This window comes from Providencia sp. PROV236 (assembly GCF_033676985.1).
Lineage (GTDB): Bacteria > Pseudomonadota > Gammaproteobacteria > Enterobacterales > Enterobacteriaceae > Providencia > Providencia manganoxydans.
Genome location: NZ_CP096297.1, coordinates 544,601 through 567,971, shown reverse-complemented (window position 1 = coordinate 567,971; position 23,371 = coordinate 544,601). Strand labels below are relative to the sequence as shown.

Below are 23,371 nucleotides of genomic sequence, written 5' to 3'. Positions count from 1 at the left end.
ATTGAGATTTTAATCAGAATATTAGTCGGCAATTTTATCAGGAATGGGACGTTAGTTGTTTTTTTCCATGTACAGTGTTTGCGAAGGAAACGCAAAGTCAGCGCCATGCTGTTTAACAATATCAATTATCTTCAAATAAACACCTTGTTGTGCTGCTAACCATTCCGCCCAAACGGTTGTTTTAGTGAAACAATACACCATGATATTTAAGGATGAATCAGCAAATTCATCAAAGTAAACCAATAAGGTTTGCCCTGTATCAATGCTAGGGTCTTGCTGCAACATAGTGCGAATATCGCTAACAATGACGCCTATCTTATCAGCATCCTCATAACGCAGGCCTATCGCGGTTTTGATCCGACGGTTGGTCATACGGCCAGGGTTTTCCACACTTATCGATGAAAATACAGAGTTTGGAATATACAGAGGTCGATGATCAAAGGTAATAATTTTCGTGATCCGCCAACCAATCTCTACCACCGTTCCTTCAATATTTCTATCAGGAGAACTCACCCAATCACCAATATTAAAAGGTCTATCAAAATACAGCATGATCCCTGAGAAGAAGTTACTCAGTATATCTTTACCCGCCATACCGATAGCAATACCGCCTATACCACCAAAAGCCATTAACCCTGACAGGCTCATTCCAAAATGTTCACCAAATAGTAAGATGATCACGACGAATGTTGCCGTTTTAAATACCCTTGCAATGATACGTGCTGATGTTGGATCGCTGCCTTTCTTTATTTGCGCTTTTTCAAGCCGGTTAGCCAGTTGAAATAACTTGCGCATCAGAATAACGGCAATTAATGCAACTGTTATAAAATTAACCAATGGTGTTGAAATAAAGGTCAAATCAAAGTCGGTCGCTGCCATATCAACATACTGCGCCGCAACCACAACTATCCCGCATAATACGGCGGTTTGAATAACATGAATCAAAATGCTTTTACGTTTATGTTTGTGTTTATGCCTTTTACTGAGCATCTCGAAAACAATAAAAATGGCTAAAAATACTGTAATGATCGTAATCCCGATCGCATATTTTTCGAGTAATGTGTCAATCATACTTTACTGCCCTCAACAGCCATACTTTACATTTTTCGATGGTATTTGTTACATTGCGAACTATTTAAAACGTTACTAAGATAACAACTTTAGAGTTTATTTTCTTGATAATTATCAGTCACTTTTTTAGAGCATCTAATCCAGAGCAGATAATATGTTTAGCCCAAATCAAAAACAGATTAAAAATGTACTAGAGCTAAGCTTACAACAAAAATACCTTTATTTTGTTGGTAAAGTTGCCGATTGGCAGGAAGTTTGGACTTTGTGTAATGTCAATGAGCTAGTAACGTTCAAAGATGATCATCATCGATTGTTGTTTCCAGTTTGGCCAGCAAAAGCCTATGTTGAGCGTAATTTAGAGGGGAAATGGTCACATTTTACAGCAAAACAGCTGGATTTAACCTATTTAATGACGGAAATGTTACCTGATATGCATGAAGCGAATATAACAATTGCAATTATGATGGATCCACAGTGCCAAACCTATGTTATCACTGAAGCAAACCCTCTTTTGCAAGACTTAATTGAGGAATGCAAACAATACCAGTAAAAGCACAGGTCCAGATAGTACCTGTGCTGGTGACAATATTATTTTTCAACCCCTGTTGTCACGGTAAACTGCCGCTTTTCTCCTGCCTCAAGCCAAATGAGAGTTTGATTATTTTTTGCAGCTAAAAAACCTTCCGGTCGACACGTTGCAGGTAAAACAAATGCACCTACTTTTTGATCACCATTATACAGGATCCAGCGAGTCGCATAATTGAGCTCTGAAGCACTGAAACGCGTTACAAACGAAGTTCCTTCAGGCGATGTCATACGAAATTCAGGGTGTTGGGTGTATTGAGCTAAATTATCGATAAAGAACACAATTTCGGGATCACAAAGGCTCGGTTGATTGAGCTGATCCAATGTGATTTTACCTGATTGAATAGCCTGATTAAACTCTAGCCACTGTGGTGTTGGATGAACATGCCCAGGAATAGATTCACGTAACATAATGGCGGTGTCAGGCACATTTTGACTCAGTTGTGCATCATCAACATAGGCGTAATTCATATGACACATGTATTGCAGCGGCATAGGGACGGATGCTAGGTTAGTTACTGACATTTGAATATCAAAGAGTGCGCAATCCGTGGTTAATTTTACACTTGGTTCTGCAAGATAATGGTGACCAAATCCCATGACATATTCATATTTACCACAAACTTGTAAGCTGTTTGCTGATAACGATAACCATGCACTATCCATCGCTGCACAAGGCATTTCACCATGTAATGGATGATTATCCTCTGGCGATGGACAGCCATTACTAATTAAACCTGAATGGAAAGCAAAACACCCATAGGTTTCTACTACCGTTTTTACTGGTTTAGGCTCTGAAAACATATTATCCATTTTCAGATTTTGCCCACAGAACTCCGCATCCCAAATCATTTGCCCTAGAAATGGTAAAACGGTCAGATAGCCCTGTGAATTTTCAATTCTTAAACCTTCAACACCCGAAGCATATCGAAAGGCATGTGCCGTAAAATGGTTATTTTTAATGATAAGTGTTGGTCTATCCGTAAATAAGCTTTTGTGAAGTGGAATTAGCGTATTCATTTTCATACTCACGGTTAATTAATCGATAAGGCAGGTTAGCCTGCCTGAGGTTGTTGACTAAGCGGGATAAAAGCATGTTTTCCCGCTCCGTGTTATAAAAGAGTTATTCAGCATTCTTTGTTTTGAAGCGGCGCTCACCAACAAAGTAAATACCAACATAGATAAAACAGAACATAGAAACGAGGAAAGAAAGTTGCAGTGAATGGAGTGCGTCGGCAACATAACCTTGCACGGCAGGAACAAACGCCGCTCCCACAATTGCCATAACGATCACCGCACCCGCCATTTCAGTGTGTTCATTATCAACTGTATCTAAAGTACCCGCATAGATTGTTGCCCAACACGGTCCAAATAAAATACTCACTAATACAGCTGCATAAACCGCGGTAAAACTAGGAATGAAGGCGACATAAGCTAAGAAAAGAGCACCGATTACAGAATAGATAATCAACACTTTTTCGGCATTAAAGCGAGTCATTAAGATATTGGCGATAAACTTACCAATAAAGAAACAAGCGAAGCTATATACCATAAAGTTAGAGGCGTCACGTTCGTTAATATCGCCCATTTCAAGTGCTAAACGGATAGTGAATGACCATACCGCGACTTGCATTCCCACATATAAGAACTGAGCAATAATTCCTTTTCTGAAGCGGCTATTTTTTGCTAGATATTTCAGAGTATCTAATGCTGATGGGCGCTTATGATCTTTAGTTTCTGCTACTTTACATTTAGGAAATTTAGTCAGTAAAAATAGGATCATCACCACAACCAACACCATGATCATATAACGATACGGCTCTAGTGTATTTTCAAGCATCGCTAAACGGAATTGATGTACTTGGTCGGGATTCATGTTTGCCATCTGAGCTTGCAAACTTTCGCCTTCCGAAAATACAAGATATTTGCCAAGTAAGATGCCGCCAGCAGCACCAATAGGATAAAAGGTTTGGCTAATATTTAAGCGCAATGTTGCATATTGTTTTGGCCCAATCATCGAGCTATAAGTATTTGCCGCAGTTTCAAGAAAACTTAAACCGATAGCAATCGCAAAAATTGCAGCTAAAAACATGGTATAAGTTGCCATATGTGATGCAGGGAAAAACATTGAGCAGCCCGCAATATATAAAATTAAACCAATCATAATTGTATATTTATAACTGGTTTTTTTGATCACGAGAGAAGCCGGAATGGCAATTAAGAAATAACCGCCATAGAAGGCACTTTGCACTAATGCAGAAGCAAAGTTACTTAATTCAAAAACGCTTTTAAACTGTGTGATTAAAATATCATTAAGTGCCGCAGCACATCCCCAGAGTGGAAATAAGCACGACAGTAGGATAAATTGGAATATAGGAGTCCGACTCAGATAACCATCAGGTAACTGAGTAATATTTTTGATGTTCATTACGTAACCCTTCTTTTTATTATTAATATACTCGTCATATTTCAAGCTACAGTGTTGCTAACTTCACTCACGACGCTAATCACATACTTATATATGCCCTAGCCTCATTCATTTGTTACCTAGCTATACCTCAAATTATTCAGAGTAGATCCGTTTTATTGCGGCTCTACGGCCGCATTAATAACGAGGGATATTGGTTTTTTATTAACTATTCAGCTGCACAAACTCGGTAAATTGCTCAATACTTGGGTAAGAAGATTGAGTGCCTTTGCCCGTTACACTAAATGCAGAAAATAGTACGGCTTTTTTCAATGCATCAGCAATATTGCCTGTATGGACATAGTAATGAGAGAAACAACCAATAAAGGCATCCCCTGCACCACTCGTATCTATCGCATTCACTTTAATAGCAGGGATCAGTAATTCGCTATCACGAGTCATCCACAACGCCCCTTTTTCACCTAATGTGACGATGAGATTCTTCAATCCTTTATCCAATAATGATTGAGCTGCACGACGGATATTATCCATGGTATCGACTGGCATATTGGTTAAAATTTCTAACTCGGTTTCATTGGGAACAAAGAAATCACAGCGGCAAGCAAAATCGAGATCTAATGTCCGTTGTGCTGGCGCTGGGTTAAGCAATACAGGGATATTATGCTTATTACCAAAAGCAATTGCGTGATAAACCGTTTCTAATTGCACTTCCAACTGCAATACGATCAATTTGCATTTTTTTAGATCTTCCGCAGCGCGTTCAATATCTTCAGGTGATAAGAATTTATTAGCGCCTTTCACGATCAAAATACTATTTGCAGAATTAGGATTTACAAAGATCGGTGCAACACCACTGGATGTGCAAGGTACTTTCTCAACATAACGGGTATTGATGCCATACGATTCGAGATTACGGATCGTATTATCTGCAAAAATATCATCTCCTACTTTTGTTAGCATTATCACTTTTGAATTTAGCTTTGCAGCGGCAACAGCTTGATTGGCTCCTTTACCGCCACAACCAATCTTAAATGATGGGGCTTCCAAGGTCTCCCCTTCTTTTGGCATTTGATCGGTGTAAGTGATCAAATCGACCATATTTGAACCTATAACTGCTATATCCATAATGTCCCTCGTGTTAAATAAATCACATAATGATATGATTATAACATTATCATGTTGCATAAATATCATTTGTGATTAAGATCTCGAATAACGAATGACCAAGTGTTATATCCGCCACATTTTTTCATTCATTGTTATGAAACCCATATTTGATCTTTATAGGAAACATTTAAATGAAAAACTTAGCACAATTTATCGATCACACTTTATTAGCAGCCAATGCTACCGTAAATGACATCAAACAGCTTTGCGCCGAAGCCGCTGAATATCACTTTGCTTCCGTATGTGTTAACACAGGCTATGTTCCTTTAGCTAGCGAGTGTCTCAAAAATAGCGATGTTATGGTCTGTTGTGTGGTAGGCTTTCCTCTCGGTGCCTGCTTAACAGAAGCAAAAGCGTTTGAAGCAGCTGAAGCCGTACGTCGTGGCGCAAATGAAGTTGATATGGTGATCAATGTGGGGATGCTAAAAAGTGGTGACCTAGACTTTGTTCGCCAAGACATCGCGACCGTTTTAGCCGCGTGTGGCAATGCAACACTAAAAGTCATTTTAGAAACTTGCTTGCTAACTGATGAAGAAATTATTCAAGTTTGTGAAATTTGCCGCACATTGAACGTTGGTTTTGTGAAAACCTCAACAGGTTTCAGTACAATGGGGGCGACTGAACACCATGTTGCATTAATGCGTAAAGTGGTTGGTGAGGAAATTGGAGTTAAAGCCTCTGGTGGTGTTCGCGACCGTGAAACAGCAGAGAGAATGATCAAAGCCGGAGCCAACCGCGTTGGTGCTAGCGCGAGTGTCGCGATTGTCTCGGGCGAAAATGTAACCTCAAGTGGGTACTAAACGATGGGGCGCGGCCAGCCCGCGCCAATTAAAAAAGGATTGCTCGGTGATAGAAACTAAACAAAAAGAACGCCTTCGTCGATTGAGCGAATGTATTAAACGCTCAGGAAGAATTCATCTTAAAGAAGCAGCGAGAATACTTGAAGTCTCTGAAATGACGATTCGCCGTGACTTAAATGCAGATACTGAAGGCCCTATCCCTATGTCCCTTCTTGGTGGCTATATTGTTTCTGTTACCCAACCATCCTCACCGCAGCAAAACGATCCACAAGCCAACATTTTTACCCCCGATCAAACTGAAGAGTTGTATATCCCTAATTTAGCAGCAAGTATGGTATCCGAAGACGATGTGATCTTTTTTGATAATGGCATCGAGATGGCAACACTGATTTCCCTGATCCCTGAAGAAATCAATTTCACGGGTATTTGTTACTCCCATAACGTTTTTCTTGCACTCAGTCAGAAAAAAAATGCTACGGCATTATTATGCGGTGGGGAATATCACCCTAAGAGCGACTCTTTTTATAATCCAACCCAACCTTCAATTCTCGATTCAATAAACCCTAAAAAAGCCTTTATTTCCGCAGCGGGTATTCATAGTAGCTATGGTGTTACCTGCTACAACTTAGATGATCTACCAATGAAAAAGAAAGCGATGGAAAAGTCGATTCGTAAAATTTTACTCGCAAAATACAATCAATTTGACGAGGTAGCGACTGCAAATATGGGGGCTCTCTCCCAATTTGATATCATCATCACTAATCGGCAGCTCTCAGATGAATACGAGACCTATTGCCGCAATGGGTTTGTGAAAGTTATATACTAGCTTCAATATGTCGATTTTTTATAAAACTTTCGACATATTATGACGACGTGTCGATTGAGTCGACATAACCTCAGAACATGTACATTTTTTTATAATTTTTCGACATATCATGACGACGTGTCGATTGAGTCGACATAACCTCAAAACATGTACATTTTTTCACAATTTTTCGACATATCATGATGACGTGTCGATTGAGTCGACATAACCTCAAAACATGTACATTTTTTTATAATTTTTCGACATATCATGACGACGTGTCGATTGAGTCGACATCACCTCAAAACATGTACATTTTTTCACGATTTTTCGACATATTTAAAGTGAGATCACCAATTTTAGTTTATACTCTATGACAAACGACAATAATAGAGATATGACAATGAATTGGGATCCTGTACTACCCCATAACAATTTACCTCAACTTCCTCCACAACAAGATGTTGAAACAAAAGTTGTTTTGAAAGCCTGTGTTGAAGCAAGAACAGCACTAGAAGGGCTAAAACAAGCGGGTGAATTATTACCTAATCAAAATTTATTAATTAATCTTATTCCGATACTTGAAGCGAAAGATAGCTCTGAAATAGAAAATATCGTAACAACGACAGATAAGCTTTTTCAGTATATCAATGAAGATAGTCATGCAGATCCAATGACTAAGGAAGCTTTGCGCTATCGAACTGCACTCTATGAAGGCTATAAAGAATTAGAAAATCGACCATTATGTGCAAATACGGCATTGAAAGTCTGTAATACCATTAAAAATACTCAGATGGAAGTTAGAAAGCTGCTTGGAACCGCACTAAAAAATCAAAAGACGGGGGAAATTATTTACACACCGCCACTAGGGGAGCAGAAAATTACAGAGCTTCTCAGTAATTGGGAAAAATTTATCCACCAAGAAGATGATTTAGATCCTTTAGTTAAACTAGCCCTCACTCATTATCAATTTGAAGCTATTCACCCGTATACAGATGGCAATGGGCGTACAGGAAGGATCTTAAATATATTATTTTTAATCGAAAAAGGCTTGATTACTATCCCTGTCCTCTATTTAAGCCGCTATATTATTAAAAATAGAAATGAGTATTACTCTTTGCTGTTAAACGTTACCAAAGAAAATGACTGGCAGTCATGGATCCTCTATATGCTCTCTGCCGTTGAACATACATCAAAATGGACAATGGAAAAAATCAATGCCATTCGTGATTTAATGGAACTGACATCTTCATATATTAAAACACATCATAATGATGTTTATAGCTATGAATTATTACAGTGCATTTTCGAACAACCTTACTGCCGGATCAAAAATTTAGTTGATAAAAAAATCGCACAACGACAAACTGCATCAGAGTATCTAAAAAAGCTTTGTGATATTAATGTATTACATGAAATGCAGGTTGGAAGGGAAAAATTATTCGTTAACTATAGATTGATGAGTTTAATGAGTGACGATCAACATCAATTTGAACCCTATCCCAACCAAAGCGAATAAGTAAAAAACCACCTAGCCTGAGCTTTAGGTGGTTTAATTTTAAATTTTAATCGTCAAATAGTCGGCGGCTATTTCGGTATTTGGGAAAATAGCCTGGCACTCAGCCAGTAACATAGGTACGTCCTCTGCACTATAACGGCCACTAATATGCGTTGCGATAAACCGTTTCACTCCAGCATCACGTGCTAACTGCGCAGCTTGCCCAGTCGTACTATGTCCACGCTCATTGGCTTTTTCATGAAACGCATTTTCTAACGTTGTTTCATGCACCATTACATCAGCATTTTGAGCCAGTAATCGCGCCTGCTCCGTTGGCTCAGTATCACCAAAAATAGCAATCACTTTTCCTGCTCTCGGCTCACCTAAATAATCAATCCCATTAACCGTCCGTCCATCATCTAGGGTGATAGTTTCACCTTCTTTCAGTGCCTGCATCCATGGCCCTCGAGGAATATTATCCTTCGCTAATTTTTCAGTATCTAACGAGCCAAGTTTGGGATGTTCTTCGATACGATACCCATAGCACTCAACACGATGATCCAATGGATATACCGTCACAATTAGCTGACCATCATCAAACAACTGTCCCGCTTCTATTTCAATAATTTCCAATGGATAAGTTAAGTAAGAGGCACTCAACGTTAATACCGTTTCCACGTACTGTTTGAGCCCTTTTGGTCCATATAATGTTAATAAATCAGTCGATCCCCCCATTGATCGACTACATAACAACCCCGGTAAACCAAAAATATGATCACCATGTAAATGGGTAATAAAAATTTTCTCGATTCTCGGCGCCTTAAATACGCTATTAAGGATCCGATGTTGAGTACCTTCACCACAGTCAAATAACCAGTAGGTTTTGCGGATCCCTGTAAGATTTAACAGCATACTAGTCACATTACGCTCTTTTGTTGGTACGCCAGCACTCGTTCCTAGGAAAGTTAACTCCATATTTCAACCCTTATATAATTAATTGTTTTTATTATATTTAATGATTTCAATCTATTCCAAATAATTCAAATTTACCAGCATCACTTTTTGCAAGATTTTTTCAAAAAATCATAACTACATATCAAACCGTATAAGCCACTATTATTTTTCCAATAACTCATTGTTTTTGATCCTTTCCCACTCTAACCCAAAGCGCGCCAAATATTTACGTAATCGATCGGCATCATTAGGCTGTTTTTTCTGCTGACGAGAAACCGCAAACAGAGTTCGCCCAGCCTCTGAAAGGCTCGCTGAATGTCGGCAAACCTCAAGAACGGTTGCCAACTGTTGCTGCTCAAATAAATCAATTTCACCAATTTCTGCTGGTAGAGACTGAGTCATTGTCCTTTTACTGAGCCATTGTGATTGCAAACGTATGATCTCCTCATCAACGATCGCTTTTGTGATCCGCCCATGTTCAGCAAACGTTGCCATACGACTAATTGATGTCCCTAATTCACGGAAGTTTCCACGCCACAATGCATTTTTCGAACAGGCAAATCGAACATATACCTGACGAGCCTCACTATCGAAACGAATTTGACTCTGCATCTCTTGACTAAATTTTGCTAATTCATAATCGATATTCGGCTCAATATCTTCACGTCTTTCAGCCAAACTCGGCAAAGTAAAGGTCCACATATTAATCCGTGCATACAGATCTTCTCGAAATCTGCCTTCTTCAACCCATTGCGCAAGGTTACGATGAGTCCCTGTGATCAATTGAAAATCACTTTTTACTTCTTCATCCGAGCCGTAAGGGAAAAAGCTTTTTTCTTCAATCGCTTTAAGCAGCATCGCTTGTTCGTCCAAACCAAGCTCCGCAATTTCATCTAAAAACAAAATACCGCCATCGGCCTCTTTCAATAAGCCATGGCGTGAATTAATGGCTCCTGTGAAAGCCCCTTTAATGTGTCCAAACAGAGTCGACATCGCATTATCGCCACGTAAAGTGGCACAGTTAACTTCAACAAACCGACCTTTGACTTGATGACGGCTTTCACGTAATTGATAAATTCGGCGAGCTAAAAAAGACTTACCGGCTCCAGTTGGACCATTTAACAAAATAGGCGCTTTTGAGCGTAATGCAACACGCTCCATCTGCTCAATCATGACATTAAACTTGGCATTACGCGTTGCAATACCTGACTTAAGAAAGGAAATCTGGGCTTGCTGTTCTTTTTGAAAGCGACTGGTGATGTGAGTATAACGACTGAGGTCAAGATCTATCACTGTATAAATACCAGCAGGATCCTTTTCCCTCCCTGTTTGAGAAGGTGATGTTTGCAATAACTTAGCAGGTAAATAATGCGCTTCAGTTAATAAAAACCAGCAAATCTGCACCACATGGGTTCCAGTGGTAATATGCACCAAATATTCTTCATTTTCGGTATCAAAACAATAATTACTCGAAAAATCGAGCAATGAGGTATACACCTCTTCAAAATCCCAAGGGTCAGCAATATTCACTTCTCTCAACACCACCTCAGTCTTTGGTGATGCTTGCTCAATATCCTCTTTGACACGATGGGCCATGCTATAATCATTTATCTGATGAATTAATTCAAAACGATGAATATCTAAATCAGGTTGCTGACATAAACCAACAGTGGGACGCCATTTTGTCCAGCGATTGGCCTTTTTACCTCGCCTGTCTAGGACAGTACCTAATACACCAATGACCACTTTACGTTTATTGCCCATAAATACCTTATATAAATTTATAAGTTTATATATAAAAAGATAAAAAATAACATAAGACATTTACTTGAAAAATAACACCCTAAAAACAAAAAAATAAATTATCCATTTAATATCATATAGATAAAAATATTTTCAGCGGGTTTTTCATAATTGGCACGCTTATAGCAATACTTATTTCACCCACTATCAGATATGACTAAACCGAGAATGCAGTCAGTAAAGATAGCGTGGCAACTAAAAATTAAAAACTAAGGAATAAATAATGATAAGCAGTAGCTTTAACGAATTCATTTTAGAAAATAGCGCTCCCGTAAAAATGTGGACTAATGGCGTTCCAGTTGATCCAAAAGCAGTATCGCAACTCCAAAATACAGCCAAAATGCCATTTATTTTTAAACACCTTGCGGTGATGCCAGATGTCCATGTTGGAAAAGGCTCAACGATTGGTAGCGTGATCCCAACTAAGGGAGCCATTATTCCTGCGGCCGTTGGTGTCGATATAGGATGTGGAATGATTGCCGTACGAACGTCATTAACTGCATCTGATCTGCCAGACAGCCTACAAAGCATTCGTTTTGCCATTGAAGCTGCGGTGCCGCATGGGCGTACAACTCATCGACATGGACGCGATAAAGGAGCATGGCATCGAGCGCCTGAGATAGTTGATCAACATTGGGCTGCTCTAGATGAACAGTTTAAACGTATCTGTGATAAGTACCCAAAACTACGTGGAACCAATCATTACAACCATTTAGGGACATTGGGGACCGGTAACCATTTCATTGAACTTTGTTTAGATGAACAAGATAGGGTATGGGTGATGCTACATAGCGGATCACGTGGTGTCGGTAATGCGATAGGTAACCTGTTTATTTCATTAGCTCAACAGGATATGCAGCAACATATCGCTAACTTACCTGATCGCGATTTGGCCTACTTTGAGGAAGGTAGCCGACACTTCAATGACTACATGGAAGCCGTTGGCTGGGCACAAGATTTTGCTCGTCATAACCGTGAAGTGATGATGCACCGAGTACTTGAAGCGCTATCTAAACAGATTGCTAAACCTTTTACCACGCAACAAGAAGCGGTTAATTGCCATCATAACTATGTGCAGAAAGAACAACATTTTGGTGAAGAAATTTTGGTGACACGTAAAGGTGCGGTATCGGCGAAAAAAGGACAAATGGGGATCATTCCAGGCTCAATGGGAGCCAAAAGTTTCATCGTTCGTGGTCTAGGAAATGAAGAAAGCTTCTGCTCATGTAGTCATGGTGCAGGCCGTGTGATGAGTCGTACTGAAGCCAAAAAACGTTATTCAGTATCCGATCAGAAAATAGCCACTGCCCATGTTGAGTGCCGAAAAGATAGTGATGTGATTGATGAAATTCCAATGGCCTATAAAGATATTGATGCCGTAATGGCCGCACAATCATCATTGGTAGAAATTGTACATACGCTACGCCAAGTGGTGTGTGTAAAAGGATAGGAGAACAGCATGGAAAGCCAGTGCGTGATGGTATCATCACAGATGCAAAAACGGATCCGAGAGGCTTTAGTAAAAATAGAAATAGAACATCAAGTAAAAGTACTTTTTGCTTGTGAATCAGGAAGTCGCGGATGGGGATTTTCCTCGCGTGATAGTGATTATGATGTGCGATTTATCTACGTTCATTCATTGGATTGGTATTTAACCCTCGATAGCAAACGTGATGTTATTGAAAAACCCATTGATAACGAATTAGATATAGCAGGTTGGGAGCTATCTAAGGCATTGAGGTTAATGCGTAATTCTAACCCTGCATTAATTGAATGGCTACATTCCCCCATTGTTTACCGAAAAGATGAACTATTCTTTGAACAATTGGAGCAATTAGCATCAAAATTCTATTCATCATTGAAAGCGCGCTATCACTATCTATCTATAGCAAAGCGTAACTTACATACTGACTTTAAAAATGAGCAAGTAAAGCTTAAAAAGTATTTTTATATATTGAGAGCGATATTAGCGTTACGGTGGATTGAGCAATCAAACGATATGCCACCTATGGCATTTTCGCAACTAGTTGCAGCAACAGTAACCGATCATACAGTGTTAGCTGAAATCGACGAGCTATTAGTAATCAAACAAAATGCTAATGAAAGCCAATATGGTTCCCGCCGACCTGCAATTGATCGATTAATAAGTGAAACGATTGCAAGTGCTGAAACACTTAATCTACCTGAGCCCTATAGCCGTGATAGCCGCTTATTAGATGAGTTTTTGAAAAGTACAATCTTAATAAATAAAATTGCATAATAAAGTGTGGTACGGTCGAATACCTTACCACACTTTAAATGATGACTTTTATCCCCCTATGGCCTGAAATAGATAAAAATGACTCGCACCCAACGTTTGCTGACCTTATTACAAATTTTAAAAGAGAGCCGTTATCCAGTAACAGCGGATACGCTTGCATCAAAATTACAGATAAGTGTCAGATCCATTTATCGTGATATTGACTCATTGCGTTGTCAGGGAGCAGAAATTGTGGGGGAAGCTGGAATTGGCTACCAATTAAAATCGGGGTTATTACTGCCTCCATTAATGTTCGATGATAATGAATTAGAAGCCCTGATCCTTGGCTTACGCTGGGTTGAAAACAATGCCGATGAAGAACTTAAATTAGCTGCAATGCGCGCCGTAAATAAAATTAATTCTGTGGTCAAACAAGGCGCTCAAACTGTTATTCACCAAACAACATTATTTGCACCAAGTACCCAAACTACATCTATTGATAATGTGATAGCCAAAGATCTACGTCGTAGTTTACGTAAAGAAACCAAGGCTAAAATTGAATATCAAGATGAACAAGGTAAACACAGCAATAGAATCATTTGGCCTATTGCTATTGGCTATATGCGAGAAACTCAGGTGCTCGCAGCATGGTGTGAATTACGCCAAAGCTATCGCCATTTTCGATTAGATCGGATCCAATCCTATTCAGCCCTTGATGACAAATTACCGTACCCAAAACATTATTTATTTGAACAGTGGCGAAAAGACGTTTTATGCATGACTACTGACAAAATCTGACAACAGCTTTCCTTATGATTACACCTCAACTTAATCATAAGGAAAAGATCATGAGCTCACTAACACTGTACACCAATTCAATGTCGCGCGGTAATACGGTTGATCTACTATTTAAGCTACTCAACGTACCGTACCAGCGTATTGAACTCGATTATGGTGAGGAAATGCACACTAAAGAATATCTTGCAATTAATCCAATGGGAAAAGTGCCTGCATTAGTCGATGGCGATAAAATTATTACCGAAACTGCCGCTATCTGTGTCTATTTAGCCGATAAATTTATTGAGAAAGGTTTGGCTCCCGCATTAGGAGCACCTGAACGCGCTGATTATTACCGTTGGTTCTTTTTCACTGCGGGTCCAATTGAAGCTGCATTTACTGCTCATGCTATGGGCTTAGAATTAGATGCCGAACAACAAAAAATGTCAGGTTTTGGTTCATTAGAACGAGTAATGGATTGTTTAGAGACTGGGATCGCCAACGCTGCTCCTTATATTTGTGGAAAACAGCTCACTGCGGTTGATGCATATATCGGCTCATTTTTACTGTTCTTAGAAAAAATTAATTTCCTTAAACCTACTGCCGTAATACACAATTACTTACAGGCTCTCAAATCACACAAAGCCTTTATAGAAAGAATGTGACCATGATCAGTTACGGCCATCAAACTCGATGGCCTTACAATATTTAACGCCAATTTGGGTTTTTGATAATAGAGAACCGCCCCGCTCCCATCAATGCCAAAGCAATAGAGCCAACAAAAAAGTAAACGATACTTTCTATTGCCCACGCACCTGTTTTTTCAAGTACAAAAGTTTTATCTAAACCGACCATCAACCATGCAACCACCATAGTGAAAGCAACCAAAAGTGCCGATGGTCGTGTTAAAATACCCAGAATAATCAAAATAGGCGCGACCACTTCACCTAAGATGGTCCCATACGCAATAAATTCAGGTAAACCGTAAGCAGCTAACATGGCTTTAACACCGCTAGCTCCCGTTAATAATTTACTCATGCCATGGAACAACATGAGCCCACCAATAGTAATGCGCAATAATAACTTTCCAGCATCGTCATGCGCCAACAACCGATTAAAGAAACCTAACACCATATACCCCCTAACTAAAATATTTCTTGTTATTTATTATGGATAGCAGCGAAAAAAATGAGGATCATATTTATTCGTAATTGTTATACCAGTATCATTTTTATCTGCAACTGTGACTAATACTTTAGTGGTATAACGCAAAGTTTCTTACAGTGATTTGAATATAAGGCAATAAAGACAAACATAACAAATCTATTTACGACCACCTTAAAAAGACCATCACTTATGGCGATAAAAATAATGAATTCTAAATCTATTATCCCTTTTGTATATAAATACCATCAGTATTTTATGTATGAGAGTAAACATTAATTAACCATATCTATTAATTAATATAAAAAGGGATGAAATTGATTTAATTTATCTATATAAAGTGATAACCATACAAAATCGTTGCTATTTAGTTAGTAACATGTAAATTTATTATCTAAAAATGATGAATTGGTGTATTTAATTCATAAAAATAGTATCTCCTTAATACGAGACATCAATATGAAAAAAGAAAATAGTATTCATCACTCTAGTCATTCATACATACACCAACTCAAATTATCTGAGATAATAAGTTATTTGCAATCAATAGATGTCCCTTTCTCATATAGATCGAAAGTTTTATATAATAAATTTAAGCTATTAAAGCTAACTGAGGTCGCCCCAATACAGGTATATAACGAATTTTTACGATTAATCGCTTATGAAACCAAAGACTTACAATGGTGCGCTAAAGCTGGACTTTCCTCTTGTAATCATAACTACTCTCCTATTGGAGAGATTTTTATGTCTGCAAAGACATTATATGATGCCTTAATTGAATTGAATAAATATACCGATTTATTTCAAGGTAAAACTAACACAAATATTATCATAGAAAATCATAAAGCTTTTGTTAACTATGAAGTCAGTATACTTAAGCCTGATTTTTATAGATTTGATATTGAGTATAGTCTGTTTCGTTTAGTGAGCCAATTACGTGAGCGATTGGGGGAAAACTGGGTACCTGATTCATTTCATTTTCAATATGCACTCAATAAAAAAGACAAAGAAAATTTAAAAAAAATAATTCCGACTCATTATGAAGACAATGCTAAATTCAATGCGATTTCATTCAGTGAACATTGGCTTCATGATAATTTTAACCAAAAAGAGTATGATGAAACCTTTATTTTTTTCTTAAAAAACCATTTGGACAGACTCAAACACTCAACAAGTATGCCTGCATCAATGAGTACACGAGTTCAAGACATTGTTCATCAATATATTTTATCTGAGAAAGATATTTCACTCTCTTGTATAGCCTCTAAATTATATATCTCACCGAGAACGCTTCAGAGGAAACTGGCAAAAGAGAACATCAATTTTTCAGATATTCTCGATAAAATTCGTTGTGATATTTCAATTAACAAACTCGTTGAAGAAAACATCAGAATTGATAGCCTAGCTGAATTGCTAGGCTATACCGACAGTGCCGCATTTTCAAAAGCCTTCAAACGCTGGACTGGTTCACCACCGCTACAATACATTAAAAAAAATAGTCATCACAAAGCATAAAGGCTATGTTCATCTAACCTTTTGTTAATTTTTTTCATGTACGCTCCAATAGGAATACTAAACCATTGTTGATCCGTGTAACCAATAGCAAACCCTGTATTCCGCATTGATTCCATATCCAGTATCAAGATAATCGCCACATCCACTGCTCGTTCCCTGAAACCTAATAAATAGACATTATCTCTAATTTTTAAATAACTTGCTTGGTCACAATCACAATCACCATGACGCACACCACCATAGATATGGTAAGCATACCACTGACTATTAATATAGATATGTTCTACTGCGGTCGTATCACTATATTCATTTAAAATATGTAATCCTATCAAATCACGAGTTTCTGTTGGTAACAGCGTATTTGAATGGTTACCAATAATCCTACCAATATGGTAGTTTTGTTCAAAACGAGGTGATGTTTTTTTGCTCGGTTGATATTGAGAAACAAATAAAACAACATTGTTATTATTCAAATCTAAGATCAGAACTGTGTGAGCAAAATCCACATTACCTTTTGATAACTCAATCAAAAAAACACCTTGCGCAGCTTCAGTTAAATCACTGATTTGCCTATTTTTGTTATCAAAATAATCACTAAGAAATATACTATTCGTCTTGATCCTATCATTTTCATCAATACAAAAATAAAAACTCTCATTATTTAAAAAAAGATTGAATTCAATATTTATAATCTCATTACTTCTTTTCAACCTATTTTTCTTTAACTCATTAGTAAAGGTATCAAATGATATATCATGAATTAGTTGCTCAGTCATATTATCACCTATTATATGAATTAAAATGAATGAATATTTATTTCTAAAAAAGACTTATTATTCATTAGCTTTCTAACTGGAAGTGTCTCTATGATATAATTATCTATATTAGCATTGTTTAATTTCATCATCAGTTCATCATGTATAATATCAATATAGACCTCGCTGCTACTTTTACTCTTAACATATTTTGTTGTAATTCTAATACTTGGTGATACGTTATTCTTTAATAAGTTATCAAGATGATTTTTGGCATGATTAAAGCTATCATACAAGTCTAAATTAAGTTGAAAACATGCATAACTAATAGGCTCATCTGAAGTGGAGTTTTTGTTCTTAACAAAACCATCGATTTCAATTAAAAAATCATCAGTAGCCATACCATCACAATACGTGACATTAATATTACAGTTAATCGCAAGTGTATTATCTGTATATTTAGCAATTTCTTGCTTTATCAATTCGACTGCGGTTTGGTAAGCAATATCGCTACGTAAATAAACATTCAATAAAAATATATCATCCATCAGATAATCAAGCTCGATAATTGAATGATTGATTTTTTGAAATACAACTTCAATTTGTTCTTCTAAAGTACTGCTCACATAATAAGAATTAATAGCATCATCTACAACTTCCAAGGCTTCCGTACCGGTAATATATAGAAGTTTTTCATATATTAAAGAACGACTTACATCCATTTTCATAGTGTTAAAAGGTAAACATAAAACATCTGTTTTTTTACATGGAAAAATAAATTCGATCGCGACCAATGCATTATCAGACAATAGCTTAGGAAGCTTAATAATAGTACCTACAGGTTTTTTCTCTCCATATCCTTTAGATATTTTTCGACTAACTTCATGAAATTGATTAATTGCATAAATAGGATCAACTTCGCCACTTTTAATTGCAATAGTATGTTTCAACATATCAGCATAGCTGATACCCATTTTATTTAAAATGTCATTAACCTCTATAATAATACTATTTAATTGTGAGTCAAAATTTCCTGTATAACAAGATGAATGCCATCCGACAATAATACAGTCATTTGTTTTTAATATATTCATGGTTAAACACCTTATTAATAGATGGGAGTAATACTAGAACGATTTTTTTAGTATCGAGAATTTAATTGTTTATAAACCTAATTTGATAGCCTGATAATTAATAAGGTTTTCTTGTAAATCTTTTAATGCTTCTGGAATACGTTGCTGTTGAATAAATGAAATAAAAGGATCAATAACATGCGTTTTTATTCCACTTAATCCTTCCAATGCAGCCAACGCACAAAAAGGAACATAGTGCTCTGAATAGCCACCTTCATGAACAACCACGACTTTCCCGTGACAAATATCCTCTGCTATAGCCACAATGCTTTCCATCATTTCTCTAAAACTTTGGCTATGAAGTTGCATATGGCCTAAAGGATCAAAAGTGCTTGCATCATATCCACTACCAACAATAATGATATCAGGTTTATAAGTGGTTAGAGCAGGAAGCACTATTGTTCTTAGTGCATATAAATATTCATCGTGCCCACATCCAGGTAATAAAGGAATATTAATATTAAAACCTAATCCTTCCCGACTACCTTGTTCTTCAACTCCCCCCGAATTAATTGGGAAACAATTATCTTGATGCATTGATATTGTGAGAACTTTATTATCATCATAAAAAATGGCTTGAGTGCCATTTCCATGGTGAACATCCCAATCTAATATGGCAACTTTGTTTACCCCTAAACATTCCAAGGCATATTTAGCCGCAATGCTGCTATTTGCGAGATACGTGGCTCCCATCGCTTTATCAGGTAAAGCATGATGTCCCGCAGGAACACAAACAGCATAAGCTCTATTTAATGAACCTTGCATAACATGATGAACCGCAGCTTTTGCTTGTCCAGCTGATAATAATGCAATTTGATAACTTCCAGGACCGAAAGCAGCTTGTAAGCCGAGTTCTCCTCCCTCATTTTCACTCAACTCAATAAAATTATTTAAATACTCTTCTGTGTGCACTCGAGCTGCGTCATTATAAGTAATTGGTACGCCACTACTGGTAAATAAATGATCTTTCATACCACTAATATCAATTAATGATTTAAATCGACGCACACAACTTGCAGAACTAGCACCAAATTCATTAGTTGCAAAAGGTTGCAGCCAATTCATTTGATTGTGTCCTAAAGGCGACGATTTATGGCTACGGCCCCATAAACAATATTCATGATAAAAAAAGCCCGTTTTAATTGCTGGATTTTTAATCGTACAAAGCATAATCCCTCCTCTAAAAAATAGTGAAATTCAAGACTTTTTAACGGTATAAAAGCGGCTTACCGCTCGTAAACCACTTTTCCATTACAAATAGTTGTCACTACTTTTGTTTTTCCTATTTGATCGGGAGGGATGGTAAATATGTCGTGACTCAGTATTTGTATATCGGCAAATTTACCAATTTCGATAGAGCCAAGCTCATCTTCTAAATGTTCTTGAATAGCGCCATTTATCGTATACATACGAATAGCATCTTCAATATTGCAAGCTAATTCAGCTTGATAAACTTTATTGTTTTTTGCTCTGCGCGTAACTGTAAATTCAAGCCCTTCTAACCAATTAAACGGGAAACAACAGGCATCTGATCCCGCCGCCACAGTAACTCCTTCATTAATATATGACTGCCAATCAAATAACTTAGCATTGTATTCATCAGGAATGAGCTGTTTAATACCGTCGATAATGCTATAACCGGCAACAGGTTGACAGGAAAGCAAAATATTATTTTTCGCCATTATTTTTGCATTATTTATAGTGAGATCATCACCATGAATAATAAAATGGCGCAGATCTTTATTAGGCATTATTTTTTCTGCATAAGAAAAAGCATCGATCGCGGCATCAATCGTTTTCCCCCCTATAGCATGGATCCCAACCTGCCAGCCTAAGCAATGCAATTCAATTATTGTTTTTTTGAGCTCTGCTATTTGTTGTTCAATATTATTACCTGAAAATGTTAATTCACCATGATAGCCATTACAGGCAGTTCTAATACAGGGTGAACTATCGCCAAACAATTTGATGGTATCAATTTTTAACCATGATTTATCAAGGCCAACAGGAAACTCAAATTCTTCAATGCCAGCTATAATATGCTCAAAACTATGGATCCCATCTTTAGCCGCAAAAAGATCGACGCTGACTCGAGCCAATAATTTATTTTCATCATGGAGTTCCTTATATAATTGAATAATTCGACTACTCCATGCGCCATGAAATAAATGCTCACCACCAGGTCCTAAAATATCGGTATAGCTAGTGATCCCATTTTGTAATAAATGGCTTTGAACCAATAAAATATACTTTTTAAGCTCTTCATCGGATAACTGGGGGAGATGTTTACCAACAAGATTCATTGCTCCCCATTCAAAAATAATTCCATTCCAATCACCTTGATCGTCTAAACCTACTCGCCCTACTTCCCTTGGCAAATTGGTCAGATTCATTTCAAGCTTATCAATAACACTCTGATTTACAATTAAATTATGCAAGCTAAAATCACTAAAACTTGCCATTTTTTCTGGTATTCGATCAGTTAAATATGATTTACTAAGACTAAAGCTTTGGTTATTTTCATCACTGAGCTCAAATTGACATCCAATGCCGTATATCCAATCCCTATTTTTTTCGGTGCATAAATGAGCATCTAGCTGCTTATCAAAATCACATTTTGTTTTACTTTCAAATAGATTTAAAAAGTCTCCTGAAATCAACATACCTGTATGCGTAGCATGGATATGCGCATCATGAACTGCGGGTAAAACTAGTTTATTATCTGCATCAATAACACGAGTTTGATGGCCTATTTTTCGTTTAATTGCCTCATTACTACCGACAGCTACAATCCTGCCTTTTAGAATAGCGATAGCTTCTGCAAATGAAAAATCTTTATCCACCGTAGCAACTTTTGCATTAATAATTACTAAATCAACTCCCTGACTCATTATTTATCACCTTAGGTTGGAATATAATTCAATGGATAATTCAACGAGTTAAGCGAAATAATATGAGCGCCAGCAGGTATGTTGATCATCTTATTGACGTCAGAAAGATTTCCCCAACCTTTCCCTGTGGTGGTTTTATTATCAAGGTCATAAACAAATACAAAAGATAGGTCGATAAGTAGCTCTCGCCAAGTCACCACATAAATTGAATCATCAAATTTATAGTAACTAACTCGATCGCAGCCCCCACCCCCCTTTCTTATTCCGTTAATCACGTTATAACAATACCAGTGTGAATTAATATAAATATGCTCATAAACGGTAGGTATTGAAGTCGAGTAACAATATAACGATCGGCTCCCGATTAAATCTTTTGTAATATGAGGATATTGGCTGTGTTCAACTTGATGATTCCCCGTTAATACAATCGCTGGCGTAAAATACTGTTGATAATTCGAGGCTAATTTTAGTGGTATAGGGGCATTTTGGTCAGGCGTACTCGCTGGTTGATAACGTGTCAACACAAACAGTGCCTTATTGGTTTTAAAATCTATCGCTATTGATGCAGTGATCTCTGTATTTTCAGTAAATAAAAGATCGACAAAAAACAAGTTATCACGAACTTCAATCAACTCATAATTAGCGATAGAAGGAATTGAAACCTCAGGATGATGATACCCTTCTATCGTGCAAGTCTCCTGTTCAAAGAACATTTCGATAATCGAATCTTCAGTTTTAAATTCAATACCTGTCAGCTCCAATTTCTGGCTTTGAGGTAATCGATTATGTGCAAGTTCTCCGTAACTAATTTCATAGGCAAGCTTAGCCGTTTCAGGAAAGACTTCATTGACCATTTCTTCTGACAGTTGCCAAAGTTTTTTCCCAAATTCCGTATCTAAAACCCATGGAATGACCCCTGTTCCTTGGCGAGTATCGCCATTAACTTGAGAGTAATTACAATGCTCTAAGAAAATCCCGCCTTTATTAGCAAATTCAGGATGGCAAAGTACCATGATTTGGGTTGCTACCCCCGCCTGCAATGATTTCACAGGGACTTTGTCAGTGTCTTGTTTCTCCGCCAATTCATTAAAATCATCATGTTGTAAATGCAAATGAAGATTGGTATCCAGCACAATACCAGGAGCTACAGCAAATGCGCGGACATTATAGTCTTTCCAGCGCCGATCAAATTCAAACGCAAATAACACATTCGCTGATTTAGACTGACCATAAGCTGTCCAGCGGCTATATTCACGATGATTGAAATTAGGATCGACTAAATCAACATTGCTTAGGCGGTGCGCCCCCGATGTCATCATTACAATTCGCGCGCCTTTTAATAAACAAGCAGTCAGCCGATTAATTAAAACAAAATGCCCTAAATGATTAACACCAAATTGTTGTTCAAATCCATCGACTGTATATTTAAAATCCGTCGCCATAATTCCGGCATTACCAAGTACACCATCTAACTTAGTACTTTCTAATTGCAACTCCTTAGTAAAACGACGGATATCTGCCAGTGAAGCTAAATCAAGTAATCGAATTTCAAATAAACTTGAGTCAAATTGTGAAATTAATTCTTCACAAAGTGTTTGTTTCTTTTCTTCTGTTCGTACAGTCAGTATAACGCAGCCATCATGACTTAGTATTGCTTTAGCAGATTCCTTTCCTAAACCAATGTTAGCTCCCGTAATTAAATATTTTTTGTCTTTAAGTGAGATACCATTTAATACTTCTTGCCATGTCGTATGAACATGATAATTATTTAAATTTTCTTTCATTA

21 protein-coding genes are annotated in these 23,371 nt (G+C 37.4%); 9 read left to right on the top strand and 12 right to left on the bottom strand.

Annotated features, from left to right (window positions below; all coding sequences use genetic code 11):
* Positions 1-51: 51 nt before the first annotated feature.
* Complete coding sequence (locus tag M1E96_RS02390; protein WP_070927242.1) at positions 52-1,071, bottom strand: mechanosensitive ion channel family protein; 1,020 nt, start codon at positions 1,069-1,071, stop codon at positions 52-54.
* Positions 1,072-1,225: 154 nt separating this feature from the next.
* On the opposite strand from M1E96_RS02390, the gene M1E96_RS02385 reads away from it, so the two are divergent.
* Entirely contained in the window at positions 1,226-1,621 is a 396-nt protein-coding gene (locus M1E96_RS02385) for a DUF2750 domain-containing protein (protein ID WP_349485548.1), read from the top strand.
* A gap of 38 nt (positions 1,622-1,659) precedes the next feature.
* On the opposite strand, the gene M1E96_RS02380 is transcribed toward M1E96_RS02385, so the two are convergent.
* From M1E96_RS02380 to rbsK, 3 genes are all read right to left on the bottom strand, one after another.
* Complete coding sequence (locus M1E96_RS02380; RefSeq protein WP_272581114.1) at positions 1,660-2,676, bottom strand: aldose 1-epimerase family protein; 1,017 nt, start codon at positions 2,674-2,676, stop codon at positions 1,660-1,662.
* A 103-nt stretch (positions 2,677-2,779) separates the two neighbouring features.
* The gene (gene fucP, locus M1E96_RS02375) at positions 2,780-4,084 is read right to left on the bottom strand and encodes an L-fucose:H+ symporter permease (RefSeq protein WP_070927246.1); all 1,305 of its coding nucleotides are present in this window, start codon (positions 4,082-4,084) and stop codon (positions 2,780-2,782) included.
* Between the two features lie 204 nt (positions 4,085-4,288).
* Positions 4,289-5,209 carry a ribokinase gene (gene rbsK / locus M1E96_RS02370; RefSeq protein WP_070927248.1) on the bottom strand — a complete coding sequence of 307 codons (921 nt, stop codon included), beginning with the start codon at positions 5,207-5,209 and terminating at the stop codon, positions 4,289-4,291.
* A 173-nt stretch (positions 5,210-5,382) separates the two neighbouring features.
* On the opposite strand from rbsK, the gene deoC reads away from it, so the two are divergent.
* From deoC to fic, 3 genes are all read left to right on the top strand, one after another.
* Positions 5,383-6,051 (top strand): deoxyribose-phosphate aldolase, encoded by a 669-nt coding sequence (gene deoC, locus M1E96_RS02365; protein WP_140178890.1) that lies wholly within the window; start codon positions 5,383-5,385, stop codon positions 6,049-6,051.
* A 46-nt stretch (positions 6,052-6,097) separates the two neighbouring features.
* Entirely contained in the window at positions 6,098-6,877 is a 780-nt protein-coding gene (gene deoR, locus M1E96_RS02360) for a DNA-binding transcriptional repressor DeoR (RefSeq protein ID WP_070927304.1), read from the top strand.
* Positions 6,878-7,259: 382 nt separating this feature from the next.
* A complete protein-coding gene (gene fic, locus M1E96_RS02355; protein WP_272581115.1) occupies positions 7,260-8,375 on the top strand; it encodes a protein adenylyltransferase Fic in 1,116 nt (371 codons plus the stop codon).
* A 39-nt stretch (positions 8,376-8,414) separates the two neighbouring features.
* On the opposite strand, the gene rnz is transcribed toward fic, so the two are convergent.
* On the bottom strand, positions 8,415-9,329 hold the full coding sequence (gene rnz, locus M1E96_RS02350) for a ribonuclease Z (protein WP_272581116.1): 915 nt from the start codon (positions 9,327-9,329) through the stop codon (positions 8,415-8,417).
* Positions 9,330-9,470: 141 nt separating this feature from the next.
* Positions 9,471-11,072, bottom strand: coding sequence for an RNA repair transcriptional activator RtcR (rtcR, locus tag M1E96_RS02345; protein WP_272581117.1), 1,602 nt, complete (start codon positions 11,070-11,072; stop codon positions 9,471-9,473).
* A gap of 262 nt (positions 11,073-11,334) precedes the next feature.
* Between rtcR and M1E96_RS02340 the strand changes: the two genes are divergently transcribed.
* The 4 genes from M1E96_RS02340 to M1E96_RS02325 all read left to right on the top strand — a co-directional run bounded on the left by M1E96_RS02340 (position 11,335) and on the right by M1E96_RS02325 (position 14,792).
* Positions 11,335-12,561, top strand: coding sequence for an RtcB family protein (locus M1E96_RS02340; RefSeq protein ID WP_272581118.1), 1,227 nt, complete (start codon positions 11,335-11,337; stop codon positions 12,559-12,561).
* A gap of 9 nt (positions 12,562-12,570) precedes the next feature.
* Positions 12,571-13,371, top strand: coding sequence for a nucleotidyltransferase domain-containing protein (locus tag M1E96_RS02335; RefSeq protein ID WP_272581119.1), 801 nt, complete (start codon positions 12,571-12,573; stop codon positions 13,369-13,371).
* Between the two features lie 78 nt (positions 13,372-13,449).
* Positions 13,450-14,148, top strand: coding sequence for a YafY family protein (locus M1E96_RS02330; protein WP_272581120.1), 699 nt, complete (start codon positions 13,450-13,452; stop codon positions 14,146-14,148).
* A gap of 50 nt (positions 14,149-14,198) precedes the next feature.
* Positions 14,199-14,792, top strand: a complete 594-nt coding sequence (locus M1E96_RS02325) for a glutathione S-transferase family protein (protein WP_272581121.1) — start codon at positions 14,199-14,201, stop codon at positions 14,790-14,792.
* A 43-nt stretch (positions 14,793-14,835) separates the two neighbouring features.
* Here the strand turns inward: M1E96_RS02325 and M1E96_RS02320 are convergent, their stop codons facing one another.
* Positions 14,836-15,258 (bottom strand): DoxX family protein, encoded by a 423-nt coding sequence (locus tag M1E96_RS02320; RefSeq protein WP_272581178.1) that lies wholly within the window; start codon positions 15,256-15,258, stop codon positions 14,836-14,838.
* 492 nt (positions 15,259-15,750) lie between these two features.
* On the opposite strand from M1E96_RS02320, the gene M1E96_RS02315 reads away from it, so the two are divergent.
* On the top strand, positions 15,751-16,806 hold the full coding sequence (locus M1E96_RS02315) for a helix-turn-helix domain-containing protein (RefSeq protein ID WP_369427355.1): 1,056 nt from the start codon (positions 15,751-15,753) through the stop codon (positions 16,804-16,806).
* Here M1E96_RS02315 and M1E96_RS02310 read toward each other — a convergent pair.
* The 5 genes from M1E96_RS02310 to M1E96_RS02290 form a co-directional block, all read right to left on the bottom strand.
* Positions 16,794-17,582, bottom strand: a complete 789-nt coding sequence (locus M1E96_RS02310; protein WP_272581123.1) for a MoaF C-terminal domain-containing protein — start codon at positions 17,580-17,582, stop codon at positions 16,794-16,796. The genes M1E96_RS02315 and M1E96_RS02310 overlap by 13 nt on opposite strands.
* A 20-nt stretch (positions 17,583-17,602) precedes the next feature.
* On the bottom strand, positions 17,603-18,655 hold the full coding sequence (locus M1E96_RS02305; RefSeq protein ID WP_369113459.1) for a RidA family protein: 1,053 nt from the start codon (positions 18,653-18,655) through the stop codon (positions 17,603-17,605).
* Between the two features lie 69 nt (positions 18,656-18,724).
* On the bottom strand, positions 18,725-19,864 hold the full coding sequence (locus M1E96_RS02300; protein WP_369113458.1) for a class II histone deacetylase: 1,140 nt from the start codon (positions 19,862-19,864) through the stop codon (positions 18,725-18,727).
* 56 nt (positions 19,865-19,920) lie between these two features.
* Positions 19,921-21,537 carry an amidohydrolase gene (locus M1E96_RS02295; RefSeq protein ID WP_369427354.1) on the bottom strand — a complete coding sequence of 539 codons (1,617 nt, stop codon included), beginning with the start codon at positions 21,535-21,537 and terminating at the stop codon, positions 19,921-19,923.
* Between the two features lie 59 nt (positions 21,538-21,596).
* A complete protein-coding gene (locus tag M1E96_RS02290; protein ID WP_369427353.1) occupies positions 21,597-23,369 on the bottom strand; it encodes an SDR family NAD(P)-dependent oxidoreductase in 1,773 nt (590 codons plus the stop codon).
* Positions 23,370-23,371: the final 2 nt, after the last annotated feature.

Excerpts from the sequence above, each read along its gene's own strand:
- fucP (WP_070927246.1), bottom strand. The coding sequence starts at position 4,084 with ATGAACATCAAAAATATTACTCAGTTACCTGATGGTTATCTGAGTCGG.
- M1E96_RS02330 (WP_272581120.1), top strand. The coding sequence starts at position 13,450 with ATGACTCGCACCCAACGTTTGCTGACCTTATTACAAATTTTAAAAGAG.
- rnz (WP_272581116.1), bottom strand. The coding sequence starts at position 9,329 with ATGGAGTTAACTTTCCTAGGAACGAGTGCTGGCGTACCAACAAAAGAG.
- M1E96_RS02325 (WP_272581121.1), top strand. The coding sequence starts at position 14,199 with ATGAGCTCACTAACACTGTACACCAATTCAATGTCGCGCGGTAATACG.
- M1E96_RS02340 (WP_272581118.1), top strand. The coding sequence starts at position 11,335 with ATGATAAGCAGTAGCTTTAACGAATTCATTTTAGAAAATAGCGCTCCC.
- M1E96_RS02335 (WP_272581119.1), top strand. The coding sequence starts at position 12,571 with ATGGAAAGCCAGTGCGTGATGGTATCATCACAGATGCAAAAACGGATC.
- rbsK (WP_070927248.1), bottom strand. The coding sequence starts at position 5,209 with ATGGATATAGCAGTTATAGGTTCAAATATGGTCGATTTGATCACTTAC.
- M1E96_RS02380 (WP_272581114.1), bottom strand. The coding sequence starts at position 2,676 with ATGAATACGCTAATTCCACTTCACAAAAGCTTATTTACGGATAGACCA.
- M1E96_RS02305 (WP_369113459.1), bottom strand. The coding sequence starts at position 18,655 with ATGAATATATTAAAAACAAATGACTGTATTATTGTCGGATGGCATTCA.
- M1E96_RS02300 (WP_369113458.1), bottom strand. The coding sequence starts at position 19,864 with ATGCTTTGTACGATTAAAAATCCAGCAATTAAAACGGGCTTTTTTTAT.
- deoC (WP_140178890.1), top strand. The coding sequence starts at position 5,383 with ATGAAAAACTTAGCACAATTTATCGATCACACTTTATTAGCAGCCAAT.
- rtcR (WP_272581117.1), bottom strand. The coding sequence starts at position 11,072 with ATGGGCAATAAACGTAAAGTGGTCATTGGTGTATTAGGTACTGTCCTA.
- M1E96_RS02310 (WP_272581123.1), bottom strand. The coding sequence starts at position 17,582 with ATGACTGAGCAACTAATTCATGATATATCATTTGATACCTTTACTAAT.
- M1E96_RS02385 (WP_349485548.1), top strand. The coding sequence starts at position 1,226 with ATGTTTAGCCCAAATCAAAAACAGATTAAAAATGTACTAGAGCTAAGC.
- M1E96_RS02290 (WP_369427353.1), bottom strand. The coding sequence starts at position 23,369 with ATGAAAGAAAATTTAAATAATTATCATGTTCATACGACATGGCAAGAA.
- M1E96_RS02315 (WP_369427355.1), top strand. The coding sequence starts at position 15,751 with ATGAAAAAAGAAAATAGTATTCATCACTCTAGTCATTCATACATACAC.
- fic (WP_272581115.1), top strand. The coding sequence starts at position 7,260 with ATGAATTGGGATCCTGTACTACCCCATAACAATTTACCTCAACTTCCT.
- M1E96_RS02390 (WP_070927242.1), bottom strand. The coding sequence starts at position 1,071 with ATGATTGACACATTACTCGAAAAATATGCGATCGGGATTACGATCATT.